Here is a 14,050-nt window from a genome sequence, read left to right on the forward strand (position 1 = left end):
GACCTGTGAAGGGCTGGAGCTTGGCGTTTTTTTATACGATAAGAAAGGAGCGGATTAAAAGCTTGGGTTTGGCTTCTGGAAGCTTCTGCTGAGATTTTCAGCGTCAAGATCACGCACGCGCTTTTCGAAATCCTCCAAAACATCAATTAAATAGGATTCACCATCAGATTCTGCTTTGAAAATAAACTTATCGACATCGTGGATGACCACATCGTGGCCGCACAATTTAAGGCATTTGGCGTAATCCTCTACAGTAGGCTGCTGGTTTTCTTCCAGAAAAATCAACCCGTGCAGCGTCTTCGTTTCATGGGGGCGAATGATTTTGAAATGTACGGTATGTTGGATAGACATATGGGCTTCCTCCTTATTCTTCCGGGCTCACTTCTATTATAATCCATTGGACGCCGGGAAGCTGTGAAAAATGTTACAATCTTTTAGATGATTAGCTAACAGGAGGAAAAGCACATAGGTTGACATTAACTGAATGATCATTTATTATTAGCGAAGGCGTTCATTTTGGGCTTCATGAATCTCTTTTTAAATAAATGATCGTTCGTTTATGATGTATCCAGCTTTTATTAACCATCACTTAAAGGAGTAATTGCCATGCTGACTGCTATTATCGTGCTTGCTATACTGCTGCTTGCGGTAGTGCTTGTTTTAAAATTCTATCCTGCGCTCGGAGGCGTGTTAACGAAGGAGCAGCAGGCGGCTTTTTCACATTTACCCCATTACCAAGATGGCAAGTTTAAAAATTTGAGCATGACGGTCATGGACAACAGTGCAGGGGGCTTACTTTCCATGCTGCGAGACTATATGAAAACAAACCCTAATCGCAGGCCGCAGGCTAAGCTGCCATTACAGCAGCTGCAATTTGGCGGGAATGATAAGGGAGAGCAAGCACAAGTCACTTGGTTTGGACATTCGGCTATGCTGCTTGAACTGGATGGGAAACATATTTTGCTCGATCCGATGTTTGGCCAAGCGCCATCGCCGTTCCCTTTTTTCGGAAACAAGCGTTATAGCGGCAAATTGCCGTTTGAAATTGCCGAGCTGCCGCAAATTGACGCTGTTGTTTTATCTCATGATCATTATGACCATTTGGACTATGATTCCATTCTCAAGCTTAAAAACAAAGTTCGCCGCTTCATCGTTCCGCTCGGTGTAGGCAGCCATTTGGAGCGTTGGGGAGTAGATAAATCCATCATAACGGAGCATGACTGGTGGGAGGAGCTGGAATTTGAAGGCATTCGGTTAGCGGCTGCTCCAGCCCAGCATTTTTCAGGACGAAACTTGAACAATCGGGATTCTACTTTGTGGTGCTCCTGGGTTATTACAGGACGCGCAGCTAATATATATTTTAGCGGAGATAGTGGTTATGGTGCGCATTTCAAAGAAATTGGCGAGAAATATGGCCCATTTGACCTGACTCTTATGGAATGTGGACAATATGATCCGCGTTGGGCGGCAATTCATATGATGCCGGAGGAAACGGTGCAGGCACATGTCGATGTAAAAGGAAAAACGCTGCTTCCCATTCACTGGGGAGCTTTTACGCTCAGCTTTCACGACTGGAATGATCCAGTAGAGCGCGTGACGAGAGCAGCCCAGCAACTGGATGTACAGGTTGCAACGCCAATCATTGGGGAGCCGGTAGCCGTTGGGGCCAGCCGCCTTCCATCCTCAATTTGGTGGAAGACAACCGCTCAGTAAAAGGCTAACCAAGGTGAAACGGCTGACGCCATCCTATGGGGGCGCAGCGCGTTTCATTCCGAGAAATATAGAGTAAGGATGGAAAAATCATATCCTTTCCTATATTTCAAGGTGAAACGGCTGACGCCATCCTATGGGGGCGCGGCGCGTTTCAGTCCGAGAAATATAGAGAAAGGATGCGTTAAAATATCCTTTCCTATATTTCAAGGTGAAACGGCTGCCGCCATCCTATGGCGGCGCAGCGCGTTTCATTCCGAGAAATAAGAGAACGGATAGCGCATGGATTTACTTTCCTATATTATTAAAAAAACCGTCCTGATGCTCCGGCTTCAGGACGGTTTTTGCAATAGCTTGGGCAGCATGCCGAGCAGCTTGTTTCCTGTTTCTGCATCGCTATAGTTCCAGCTATTGTCTACTACATAGGCATGGCCCCTTTGGACGGCCGCAAGCTGCTTCCAGAGCGGACTGCTTATGAGCGACTCCATCGCTTGCCGCGAATCGTCTGTTTCGGGAACAATCATAAACAGGCGATCTCCGGCATATTGGGGCAACGAGGCTACTGTTATTTCTTTATAAGCACGCTGAGCGGCAATGAGCATTTTCACTTCACTGACTGGGGCAAAGCCAAGCGGATGGTAGAGGGTGGATGCCAGCCCGCTGCCAGCCATAATAAACAGCCGATTTCCCCGTTCAAAAATGAATACGGAGGCTGTCTCGCCTGCCCTTAAATGGCTGCTTAGCTGCTGCCACATCTGTTCCGTCCGCCGCTTGTGCCTAGCTAGCCAGCGCAGCGCCTCCTGTTTTTTTCCAAGCCAGTCTCCAAGCATAAGCAAACGCTCCTCCAGCGTTCCCCAAGAGTTAAAGGCAAGCGTCGGGGCAATGTCCGCCGCCTGCTCATAAATCTGCTCGTCGCCGCTTGCCAAAATAATCAAATCAGGCGCAAGCTCCGTCGCCTGCTCTTTATTGAACATGGGGAAGTCGGAAAAATCCTCTCCCCCGATAGATTGAAAGCCAAGTACATGCAAGTCGCCCAGCGTCTCGCCATAATACAAAATGCGCTGCGGCTCTGCTGGGATGATGACTTGATGTCCCAGCCAGTCTTTGATCTGAACGCGCTGCCGCATGGACAGGGCATATTGCCTTGGCGAACCGCCGGTCATTTGCCGGAAGCGGCGGCTGAAATAATATTCGTCGGCGAAGCCGCACCATTCGGCAATTTCACGCAGCGAGGCATGGGAGTTTGCGAGCCATTCCTTGGCATGGTCAATGCGCAGGGATACCAAATAATCAAGCGGTTTTTTCCCCGTTAGCGCTTTAAACAAGGAGCTGTATTGCCACTGGGCCATGTTCGTCAGCGCCGCGAGCTCCTTGACTGTAAGCGGGCTTTTATAATGAAGCTGAATATAGTGCATGGTATCCTCAACTGAATATAGCTGGCGGTCGCCTTGGCTTGCCGGAAGATGCTGTTCTAGCAGCATGCCCATCAGCTTCTGGAAAGCGAGATTTTGTTTATATGCCTCGATGCCTTGGAGTGACTTGCCAGCTGCCTGTATCAATTCCAGCAGCTTGATATACGGAGCTAGCGGGTAAAGACGCAGCTCGTGCTTGCCAGGAAACAGCGATTGCTGATAAAACGATGGCTGCACATAGTCCACACGAACAACGGAATAGACGAGGCAGTAGTAGTCCATCGTCTCATTCGTCTGGCCATCAAATTGGTAGCAATCTCCGGGAGCTAATTGGAATGCGCTGAACGCTTCAAACCGGATAAAGCGATTGTTCAAATAAAGCGTGCCTTCACTGTCGATAATAATGAGCAGCGTATGGCTCTCGACGGTTTGCTCGGCAAAAGTAACGTCCGCGGACTTCGTTAGCCGCTTCATGCTCACAAGCTTAAGCAAGAGGTGGTGAAGCGGAACGGACGGGGTTTCATGGGCATTCATGCGAGCGATGCTCCTTACATTTAAGTTCTTTAGCAATACGATTGCTTTGTATCCTTTCATTATGCCACAGATAAGAGGGGAAGCGAATGGACGGAAAGAAGGATTGAACTTTTTGGCTGAAAAAGAAAACAGGCCGAGTTAGGGCTCAATGATGCCCTTTAACTCGACCTGTATCGTTTGTTATTTGCCATTCGTAGCGAAGCTTGCGCAGTAAGCGTTATTTTTTCAAAATTTCTGCTGGCAGCGCGTCAATCAGCCACTCGCGGGAAGTTGCATCGCTGGAAGCTTTCTGAATGTCAAAGTAATATACTTTTCCTGCTTTTACGGCAGGTAGGTTTTTCCAAATCGTGCTTTTCAGCAGCTCTTCCGTGTCTTTCTTGGCATCATCAGGTACGGGATTTAAAATAAAAATCCGATCGCCTGCAGCTTCAGGCAAAATTTCTGCGGAGATTTCCCGGAAGCCTTCGCTAGCGTCAATAATTTCCTGAATGAGTGGAGTCGGCTTGAAGCCATCCTCGTTGTAAACAGCCTGCGGAAGTCCAGCATTAGCCATAATGAACAGGCGGTTGCCCGGATACATCGTGAAGATGGAAGCCGTTTCGCCTTCCTTCAGGCCATTCTCGTGCAGCATAGCCCACATTTCTTTGGTTTTTGCTGTATATTGGGCAATCCAGTCCTCGGCTTCTTGCTTCTTATTCAGCAGGTCACCCAAAATGCGCATGCGGTCCTCAAGCGGCGCAAACGTATCAAAGGTAACGGTAGGTGCGACTTTGGCAAGCGCCTCATACTGGGCATCATCTGAATTGCCGAAAATGATCAGATCAGGAGAAAGCGATAATGACTTTTCGACGCTAATTGGAAAGCCTACATCTTCCGCATCTTTAACTTGCTCCTCGTAGACGGAGCCTTCTGTGTTTTTCATAACTCCGATAGGTGTAACGCCTAGAGCAAGCAAATCGCCTGTCGTTTCGCCATGGTAAATAACGCGCTGAGGCGTAACCGGCACTTCAACATCGTGGCCTGTCCAGTCCTTGAAAATTCGAGTTCCCGTTTCAGCTTCCGCCGAAGCCGCAGGGCTTTCCGCAGCTGGTGAACTGCTCACTTCTGTAGTAGGAGAGGTGCTTACTTGTTCAGCTGAAGGCTGCTCCGTGTTGCTTCCGCATGCCAACAATAATGCCCCCATTAATGTGACAGTAGTAAGTAAAGAAATAATTCGTCCCGCTTGTTTCATTGTGTTTCTCCTCCTGCGTTATCTCAAGGATATTGATAATCATTATCGTCGACTAGCATAATGGATTGCGGCCAGTTGTACAATGGATAAAATTCAAAGCTGATTTTGGTTTGTACAAATGCGTGCAAGGGCAGCTGTAGATGTTCACGATCCTGTTAAATTTTCGTGCGCCATTACACCCCATACTCTCCTATAATAAGGTTAGAGGAAAATAGTTCAAGGGGGTGTAAGCGATGTTGGCATTATATTGCTTTTTGATTCTTACAGCGTGTTTTTTTGGAGGCGTTATTTACATTATGAAAGCCGGAGCGACAATTGTTGAGGATGACTCGGTTATTCAGGATCGGATTCTTGAAGGATTGAGATAGGTTAGTGGCAAAAGGGCGGCCAAGCGATCTTTATCGTTTGGCCGCCTTTTGCTTGAAATATAGGAAAGGATATGATTTTTTCATCCTTCCTCTATATTTCTCGGACTGAAACGCGCCGCGCCGCCAAAGGACGGAGGGCAGCCGTTTCACCTTGCCCTTCGTATATTCAAAGCGATGCTCCTCGCGTTAAGTTGCAACTGTACAGGCAGGAGCGTAATATGGAAATAAGGACTTCAAGCTAATTTATCGTTAAAGGAGTGTAGGAAGCGATGCAAATTATTTACCATGGTCATTCTGCTGTACAGCTCATAACAGGGGATAAGTCACTGATTATTGATCCGTTTATCAGCGGTAATGGGCAGGCGGTTACGAAGCCCGAGGATATTAAAGTGAATGCTGTCCTTCTGACACACGCACATCAAGATCATATTTTGGATGCGGCGCCAGTAGCTAAAGCCAATGATGCGCCTGTTGTAGCTAATTTTGAGCTTGCGGCATATATGTCCTGGAAAGGTGCGCAGACCATACCGATGAATATCGGAGGCACCGTCGATTTAGGCTTTGCGCAGGCGAAAATGGTGCCGGCTATCCATACGTCGGGCATTATTGACGAAGAAAAACAGACGATTACATACGGAGGGCTTGCTTCGGGCTTTGTTATTCGCTCCGAAGGGCTGACGATCCTCCATGCCGGCGACACCGCTTTATTCAGCGATATGAAGCTGATCGGCGATCAAGAGGTTATCGATGTTGCCTTTATCCCTATCGGCGACCAGTTTACAATGGGGCCGGAGGAAGCGCTGCAGGCAGCGGAATGGTACCGGGCGAAGCTCGTAATACCGATTCACTATAATACGTTTGAGCCCATCAGGCAGGATGCCGAAAGCTTTGTGCAGGCTCTTGAAGCACGAGGTCTTAATGGCAAAGTGATGGCGCCGGGCGACAAGCTCGACATTATAAAGCAAGCGTAAGCGAACAATTAATGAAGCGCTTTTGCTGCATGTTTGAACATAAGACAAGCAGGCCTTCCGTCAAGGGCAGCCTGTTTTTCTTATTTTATCGGTCCCATTGCGGCGATTTTCACTTTGGCAGTCACGTTAATATCGGCCTGCGCCAGTACTTCTGCCCAATCATCCTCAACTTTTTTGAATGCCCTATATTCGTACGCTCTCGCATATACGCCTAGCCCGATGGGATCGATTTTGAGCTTTTGGAACTTCGTAATAAGAGAATTGAAATGGGTGGTCATCTGCTGCGCAATCATATCCTCCAGCTGTTTGCTATCATGATAGACATCGAAGGGAAACAGATGCTCGGATAGGCCAACAACCATATTTACTTTTATATCAAATTTAAAACGGTTACTTTTAAAGCTAGTTTTAATTTTGGTTTTGACCTTACCCGTAGAAAAACTGACGGTATTTGTGGAAAACGGCGTTTTCTTCGGCTCTTCAGGCAATTGATAGGAGAGGCTAAAGCCCGGCAATGCATTTTTCTGTAAAATGCGCAGCAGCACCGTTTCTTGAGCATCGAGCATCCCCTTGTATATGCCTGCTTGCGATAGAAGTGCTGTTCCCTGAATGCGCACCTTGCCGCCAATGATTTTGACCTGAGAGGCATAAGGAGTAACCCCCTTATCGAAAAACTGCCGGTGAAGCTCATGCGCCGTCGTACTGACTGTTTCCGAATGGGAGCTGGTGGAGTCTACCATGCCGCGGAGCAAAATCGGCAGCATCGGCTGATCTGGCGGATTCAAATACAGCATCTCTGGTACAGAGCCATCAACAACTACGACCCGGTCCGTAATCGTGTTTCGAGCGTCCCGGTAGATGACGTCGAGCATTTGAAACCAGCCCTCATGCTCCAGCATTCGCTTACCGATTAGAATAATTTGGTAATTTCGGCCTTGCGTAGAGCCTGCTGTCTGGGCATCCTGCTCGGATCTTGACTGCCGCAGTGTTTTAGCTATTCCTGTCATTTCACTGCTTTTCTTTTTAATATTTTTACTAAACACAGGGGCGGTCAAATAAAAATGAAATTTATCATTTTTGTCCAAATCCATCCCTAGTATGAGCGGTGTAGTGGCATTTTCCAAATTCAGCTGATCACTGCAGCTGGAAAGAAAGAGCGTGATTACAGCAACTATGGCTAGCCGGGCGATGGTATGGCTCATGGAATACTCCTTTCTTTTCTCCAAAGCTTGCTTAGCCATAGATACCCAAGCAGGCATATAGGGAAAATATACTCCATTGTAAGTCCTGCCCAAGTCAATTGGCTGGCCAGGTAGGTACTGACATTGTAAGTGGGGAAATAAAAATACGTCCCGATCACCAGCGAAATACCAAGCACGCGAAGGGGGATAGCACTGCTTTCCTGCTTGAATATCCAGCCGGTGCAATAGGACACCAAATACATTGTAGGAATCCAAATGAGCGAGAAGATAAACAAATAGAAGGCTATGAAGGTAACCTCAATGCGCTCTATAAATTTGAACTCAATAGACTTCAGCACGCTGATGACGGGATCATTGTAGATTCTGCTTTCCTCCGGGCTGAAATAAACGTAGCAAATAATCGTAACGAACAAATAGAGCAGTGCTGTAATGGAGTTGGCGATCACTATGCCTTTGCCAGCATATTGCTTGTATTTTAGATACGGATACAGTACGAAAATTTCTACCATGCCCAGCATCGGATAAATGGTTGACTTCACGGCAGTCAGCACGGGCATCCAGCCATCCTTGAGAATGGGCAGCAAATACAGCCAATGTGGATGCTTAAGCGTAAACAAATATACAAAAGGAATCCAAAGCGATATCCATATGACAAGCTCGGCATATCTCGCTACGTTGCGGATGCCATGCCGAACAATGGAGTAGGCTGGAATAAGCATAAGCAGCATGAGCATGGACGACTGCGTATTCGGCAGCAGCCACGTTTTTGTTACGAGAATCGTGCGTACAAGCCCATCATACATCAGGTAAAAAAAATAGAGCGCAAACAGCCCAGCGGCCAATACTCCAGCCCAGCGCCCCATATATTCCGACAATAGATCGAATAAGGTGCCCTCAGGATAATATTTCATGACACCTACAATGGAAAGGCCTGCAATCAGGCTCACCGCCCAACCGATAATGATGGCAATCCAGCCGTCGGTACCCGCCGATTCAGCCAATCGCCTGGGAAGGCTAAGTACCGCTACGCTTACCTGACTGCCGGAAATGATGGCAATGAACTGGAAAAGCGTAATTTGCTTTCCAACGTAGCTTTTCATTCCGTGTCCTCCTGTATCCGACTTTGACGTTGTCTTACTGACTGCTTGGGAGCTGTGCTGAGCGGACGTTTATCCATAAGCCAGAGAGGGACCCGGATAATCGTATCCTTCAAATCTGCCAGCCGGACAGGACCAATGGGGCTGCCATAGGCGGTGCCGAGCGATTTTAACGCAAGAATATGGCCAATCAACGTCATGAAGCCAATCACAAGGCCAACAAATCCGAACATGGATGCCAAAATCATTAAAATAAAGCGGATCAGCCTCACCGCTGCTACCATGTCATAGTTAGGCAAAATGAAGGATGAAATTGCCGTAAAGGCGACGACAATTACCATAACATTGCTTATGAGCCCAGCTTGAACGACGGCTTGTCCAATGACGATACCTCCGACGATGCCCACGGTTTGCCCGACGGGAGCAGGCAGCCGGATGCCCGCTTCCCTCAGCAGCTCTAGCGTGATTTCCATTAGGATCGCTTCAACAAAGGGGGGGAAAGGCACCTGTCCCCTTGATTCGCCAAGCGTAAGCAGCAGCTTGAGCGGAATAATTTCAAAGTGATAGGAAACGACGGAAATATAGAAGGCCGGAAGAAACGCCGCCATAAAAAAAGCAAACAGACGAAGCAGGCGAAGAAACGTCGCTATGGTCCAGCGTGAGCTGTAATCGTCAATATTTTGAAAGAAGGACAGAAAGGTTACAGGTGCAATCAGCACGTTCGGGGAACGGTCGACGACGACAGCGCAGCGTCCTTGCAGCAATTGGGATGCCGCTGTGTCGGGGCGCTCTGTTGTAATCAACTGCGGGAACAGTGAAAAGGGGTTGTCCTCAATAAACTCGCACAGCTCGCCTGTATTAATGACGGCATCGACATCAATTTGCTGAATGCGCTCAATCAGTTTAGAGACATACCTCTCGTTTGCAATATCCTCAATGTACATGATAGAAACGGCGGTTTTCCCACGCTGCCCAACCGTGAGCCGCTTTATTTTAAGTCCTCGGTGAGGAATATAGCGGCGAATAAGGGCGATGTTCAATTCTCCTGTTTCCAGAAAACCCTGATGTGCTCCCTTCAGCGACGATTCGAGCTGTGGATCTTCAATACTGCGCTGCGGCCATCCCTTCGTATCAAGGGAATAGAAATGTTCGCTGCCATCAATAAACAACAGGCTGTTCCCCTGAAATAGCGCCAGATCCGCATGCTCCCAGTCGTGAAAATGCTCCATATGGCCGACCGTGACGGCAATTTCCTGGCTGCCTTCTGTCGTTTCCTGCTGGAGGGGACGCAGTACATTGTCATTAATGGCCGCTTTGTCATTCAATCCGTCAATATAGATGAGCAAAGCCTGTTTGCCTGATTGTTTAATAAGCAGCCGACGGATAACCATATCGGGAGTATCGGAGAAAAGCTGCTGAATTTTTGCGAGATTTTCCTGTAAGTCGGTGCTGATGCGGTCGCTATGCGGCTTATTTTGCTCCGTATGGTTATCAGGCATAGCGGCAGACATCCTCCCTAATTGATTGTTTCGGTTCTGGTATTTTTTCCAGCAGAGGCAAATTGTATGCAGACGAGATAAAGCGCTAGTGGGGGATAAGAGTGCCAGCGGCTATTTTTTTCTATATAATGAATAGCAGCATGCCGCACAATCGGGCCAGGCCCAGCGCTGAACGTTCCAAGCTTTGCCTTGCCCTGCTGCGGCAATTAAGGGAGAGTCCAAGAGATGACGACATTTTTGACTGATCTATTATTGGAAATAAAACAAGCCAAGCAAGCCTCTTCCTCCCCAAGCTGGGCGGATGGCAGGCAACCGCTGCCAAGCCATACGCTGCTGTATGCAGCAAAAGGCAAGGGGGAGCTCATTATAAACGGAGAACGGGAGAAGCTTGCCCGCGATGGTTATTATATTTTTTCACCAAATACGGTAATGGAGCTAGCTCTCCATACAACTGCTCCAGTGGAGCTGTGCTGGGTGATTTTTGATATATTCCGCTTGAAGGAGCAGGGCGAGCATCAGCGGGCTTACGAGCGTGAGCTGGAGTTTCCGGTGGAAGGGCTTATTAAGCTCAAAGGCAGCCGCTTCAAGCGGCTGCTTTATTTGCTGACGGCTGAAGAGAGCGGTATGGAGGAGAGCAGCCGGTTTCTGGAGCAGCATTATTTGCATGAAATGCTCGGCAGCGTTATTGCACATGCGGCTCCAATGGCAGCTAATGATTTGGAAAAGCGGCTGGAGCTCACGCTCCGCTATATGCAGTCCCATTTTCGCGAGGACATTCGAGTGGACAAGCTTGCTGAAATTGCCCAGCTGCACCCGTCCTATTATTCACAGGTGTTCAAGAAGGTGATGAATAAGACGCCGGTCGCTTTTCTGACCGATCTGCGGATGAACAAGGCGAAGGAGCTGCTGCTGCTGACCGATAAGCCGATTCATGATATTGCTGGTGATGTCGGCTATGGAGACGAGTTTTATTTTAGCCGCCGTTTTAAGGCAACGAGCGGTTATGCGCCGACGGTGTACACGCGGAATCGGGATTTGAAAATAAGCTCGCTTTCCTATGCCTATACGGATCATCTGTTTACGCTGGGAGTAGAGCTCTGCGCTGCTCAAGTCCACCCCCATCTACCTATTGTGACAAGGGAGCTGGAGCTGCCAAAACATGCGGTTGACCGTTGGGAAATTGGGCGCCAAACCTTTCTTGAAGTGCAGCCGGATTTATTTGTTTGCAAGGATAATGTGCTGGCAAAGGCGCTGAAGCATGTGAATGATGTAGCGCCAATCGTAGGCATTCCTTGGACAACGATGGATATCTACAGCCATATGCATGAGCTGGCTGAGCTGACGGGCAAGCAGGAGGCTGCGCGAAAATGGCGGGAACGCCATGAACGCAAGGCGGAGCAGCTGCGCAGAAGCTTGATGCGCTCTTTGTCCATAGGCACGACAGCAACGATTTGCGTCGCGCGGCAGGAGGAGCTGCGCATTTATGGCACTCGCAATATTGGACACGTGCTTTATCGCTCGCTGCAGCTGTCACCGCCTGCCAAAATTCGTGAAAAACTCCAGCAGCATGCGCCGGGAACAGGTTTCAACTGGGTTTCGATAACGCCCGAGGAGCTGTCCGGCTATGAAGCTGATTATTTGTTTCTCGTTTTCTCGAACGAGGCGGAGCATAGGCTGCTGGTAGCTTTGCTGAAAACGAATCCGGTGTGGAGAAGCTTTCCGGCCGTGAAAAATGATCGTGTATATTTCCTCGATAAAACAAAATGGATCGTCTACGCCCCTTATGGCATTGATTTGCAGATGGAGGAAGCCGGGCAATTGCTGCTGTCACCGAATAGATTATCGCTGTAAACCTGAGAATAATCCATATGGCGATCTTGAATTATGTCATGTACGGGAAAGCGGGAACCGTTATAATGAAGAAGATGATAATGATTATCAATATTGATATTCGGGGAGGCTTTACGGGTAAAGGCGTATGAAATGGAACAAAGGATATACGATAAGTTTATCGCTTATTGCAGGCTGCGCATGGCTTGTGTTCTCGCTGTTTATGGCAGTATCGAATGGCGCGAAGGAAATGGATTTGCATACGGTTTGGACGGCTGTTTTTGATTATAATGCCAGCTTGACGCCGCATCAAATTATACATGAGCTGAGATTGCCGCGTGTGCTGGGCGCCGCACTTACGGGTATGGCATTTGCTGTAGCAGGCGCTATTATGCAGGGGGTAACCCGCAATCCGATGGCGGATACGGGCTTGCTCGGCGTAAATGCCGGAGCGGCTTTCGTTGTGGCGCTTTGCTTTGCGCTGCTTCCGGCGTTATCCTATTCGCATTTGATGCTGCTGTCCTTCGTTGGCGCTGCTTTAAGCACCTTGTTCATCATGCTGCTGGGCTCGGCAGCTCCTGGCGGGCTGACGTCGCTGCGGCTTACGATAGCAGGCGCTGTTGTTGCTGCTATTTTGCATTCGCTCAGCACTGGCATTGCGATTTATTTTGACCTCAGCCAGGATTTGGCTTTCTGGTATGCAGGCGGCGTTGCGGGAATGAAGTGGATGCATTTGAAGCTGCTGGCCCCCGTTATACTGGCTGGTCTGGCAGGTGCGATGCTGCTCGGACGCCCCATTACGTTTCTCTCCCTTGGCGAAGAAGCGGCAACGGGACTCGGCATTAAAACAGCCCGCATCCGCATACTCGGCCTGCTCATAGCTGTAGTGCTGGCTGGAGCTTCGGTGTCAGCCGCAGGCTCTATTGCTTTTGTCGGGCTTGTTATTCCGCATATGGCCCGCCGAATCGTCGGCGTCGATTACCGGTTTGTGCTGCCGTTTTCAGCGCTGCTTGGCGGAAGTCTGCTCGTCTGGGCTGATTTTGCATCGCGAATGGTCAATCCGCCGCGGGAATTTGCCATTGGCGCGATGGTTGCTATGGTCGGCGTTCCATTTTTCCTCTATTTAGCACGTAAAGAGAGGAGGGAGCTCTAGTCATGGATCAATCGGCATATCGGGCTCGCAGGGCGATTACGGTCAGCGTCGTCATGTTTATTTTAGCCATTGTAGTCATTTTGATCGGCTTAAATACAGGGACCATACGTTTATCGCCGCTTGCGGTATGGCAGACGCTGCTGGGCGGGGGAACGACGGAGGAGCAAATGATTTTGTTCGATTACCGGCTGCCGCGTATCGTTGTAACGATGCTTGGCGGCATCGGGCTTGGGGTTGCCGGAGCAGTGCTGCAAGGCGTATCGCGCAATGCGCTGGCTGATCCGGGTATTTTGGGCCTGCATGCCGGAGCTGCCTTCGGACTAATCGTATTTGTATCCTTCTTTCGGACGATGGAAGACTCTCCTGCGATGCTCATTCCGATGTTCACCTTTGCCGGGGGCAGTGTAATCGCCATCGTCATTATTTTGCTGGCGTATGACAGGCAGCGGGGCATTATGCCGATCCGGCTTATTCTAGTAGGGATTGCGATAGAAGCAGGTGTCAGTGCGATTACGCTATTCCTCTCCCTTAAGCTGGACCCGGATACGTATGCATTTGCGGCACGTTGGCTGGCGGGAAGTGTATGGGGCAGAGATTGGATCAACGTTTGGGCGCTGCTGCCGTGGATCGTCATTTTGGTGCCGATCATTTATTTAAAATCGAAGACGCTGGATTTGTTCAGCTTTGGCGATGAAATCGCTTCAGGCGTAGGCAGCAGCGTTACGCGAAATCGGCTGCTCATGATGATTCTTGCCGTAGCTTTGTCCTGCGCGAGCGTCTCCATGACCGGCGGTATTGGCTTTATCGGTCTCGTAGCTCCACATCTGGCCCGCAGGCTAGCCGGCCCTCAGCATCGCTATTTTTTGCCGGCGGCGGCTAGCATCGGGCTTGTAATACTCGTAGCTGCGGATACGATTGGACGGTCTATTTTTCAGCCTAATGCGATTCCGGCCGGTGTCATCGTTGCGCTTATCGGCGGCCCGTATTTTCTGTATATGCTGTTCAGGAAAAAAGTTTGAGCTGGGCAGAGTAATGCAGGTAAT

The 14,050-nt window shown here is 49.1% G+C and carries 11 protein-coding genes; 5 read left to right on the forward strand and 6 right to left on the reverse strand.

Going from position 1 to position 14,050, the window contains the following annotated elements:
• Positions 1 to 54 precede the first annotated feature (54 nt).
• Positions 55 to 351 carry a hypothetical protein gene (locus tag AC50YG_RS13720; protein WP_473757902.1) on the reverse strand — a complete coding sequence of 99 codons (297 nt, stop codon included), beginning with the start codon at positions 349 to 351 and terminating at the stop codon, positions 55 to 57.
• 255 nt (positions 352 to 606) lie between these two features.
• Here AC50YG_RS13720 and AC50YG_RS13725 point away from each other — a divergent pair, with 255 nt between their 5' ends.
• Positions 607 to 1,713: an MBL fold metallo-hydrolase gene (locus tag AC50YG_RS13725; RefSeq protein WP_494827472.1), complete on the forward strand. Its 1,107-nt coding sequence runs from the start codon at positions 607 to 609 to the stop codon at positions 1,711 to 1,713.
• Between the two features lie 329 nt (positions 1,714 to 2,042).
• On the opposite strand, the gene AC50YG_RS13730 is transcribed toward AC50YG_RS13725, so the two are convergent.
• Positions 2,043 to 3,656, reverse strand: a complete 1,614-nt coding sequence (locus tag AC50YG_RS13730) for a helix-turn-helix domain-containing protein (protein ID WP_494827474.1) — start codon at positions 3,654 to 3,656, stop codon at positions 2,043 to 2,045.
• Between the two features lie 217 nt (positions 3,657 to 3,873).
• Complete coding sequence (locus AC50YG_RS13735; RefSeq protein ID WP_494827476.1) at positions 3,874 to 4,887, reverse strand: ABC transporter substrate-binding protein; 1,014 nt, start codon at positions 4,885 to 4,887, stop codon at positions 3,874 to 3,876.
• 637 nt (positions 4,888 to 5,524) lie between these two features.
• Here AC50YG_RS13735 and AC50YG_RS13740 point away from each other — a divergent pair.
• Positions 5,525 to 6,226, forward strand: coding sequence for a metal-dependent hydrolase (locus AC50YG_RS13740; protein ID WP_494827478.1), 702 nt, complete (start codon positions 5,525 to 5,527; stop codon positions 6,224 to 6,226).
• 80 nt (positions 6,227 to 6,306) lie between these two features.
• Here the strand turns inward: AC50YG_RS13740 and AC50YG_RS13745 are convergent, their stop codons facing one another.
• The 3 genes from AC50YG_RS13745 to AC50YG_RS13755 are packed head-to-tail and all read right to left on the reverse strand — an operon-like array spanning position 6,307 to position 10,024.
• Positions 6,307 to 7,428, reverse strand: coding sequence for a Ger(x)C family spore germination protein (locus tag AC50YG_RS13745; protein WP_494827479.1), 1,122 nt, complete (start codon positions 7,426 to 7,428; stop codon positions 6,307 to 6,309).
• Positions 7,425 to 8,528, reverse strand: a complete 1,104-nt coding sequence (locus AC50YG_RS13750) for a GerAB/ArcD/ProY family transporter (RefSeq protein ID WP_494827481.1) — start codon at positions 8,526 to 8,528, stop codon at positions 7,425 to 7,427. The genes AC50YG_RS13745 and AC50YG_RS13750 overlap by 4 nt, the downstream gene beginning before the upstream one ends.
• Positions 8,525 to 10,024, reverse strand: a complete 1,500-nt coding sequence (locus tag AC50YG_RS13755) for a spore germination protein (protein WP_494827483.1) — start codon at positions 10,022 to 10,024, stop codon at positions 8,525 to 8,527. Before AC50YG_RS13755 ends, AC50YG_RS13750 begins: the two co-directional genes overlap by 4 nt.
• Before the next feature lie 225 nt (positions 10,025 to 10,249).
• Here AC50YG_RS13755 and AC50YG_RS13760 point away from each other — a divergent pair, with 225 nt between their 5' ends.
• The 3 genes from AC50YG_RS13760 to AC50YG_RS13770 all read left to right on the forward strand — a co-directional run bounded on the left by AC50YG_RS13760 (position 10,250) and on the right by AC50YG_RS13770 (position 14,026).
• Positions 10,250 to 11,875, forward strand: a complete 1,626-nt coding sequence (locus AC50YG_RS13760; protein WP_494827485.1) for a helix-turn-helix domain-containing protein — start codon at positions 10,250 to 10,252, stop codon at positions 11,873 to 11,875.
• 127 nt (positions 11,876 to 12,002) lie between these two features.
• Positions 12,003 to 13,007, forward strand: a complete 1,005-nt coding sequence (locus AC50YG_RS13765; protein ID WP_494827487.1) for a FecCD family ABC transporter permease — start codon at positions 12,003 to 12,005, stop codon at positions 13,005 to 13,007.
• 2 nt (positions 13,008 to 13,009) lie between these two features.
• Positions 13,010 to 14,026 carry a FecCD family ABC transporter permease gene (locus tag AC50YG_RS13770; protein WP_494827489.1) on the forward strand — a complete coding sequence of 339 codons (1,017 nt, stop codon included), beginning with the start codon at positions 13,010 to 13,012 and terminating at the stop codon, positions 14,024 to 14,026.
• Positions 14,027 to 14,050 lie beyond the last annotated feature (24 nt).

It is taken from the genome of Paenibacillus sp. J31R34 (genome assembly GCF_059383715.1).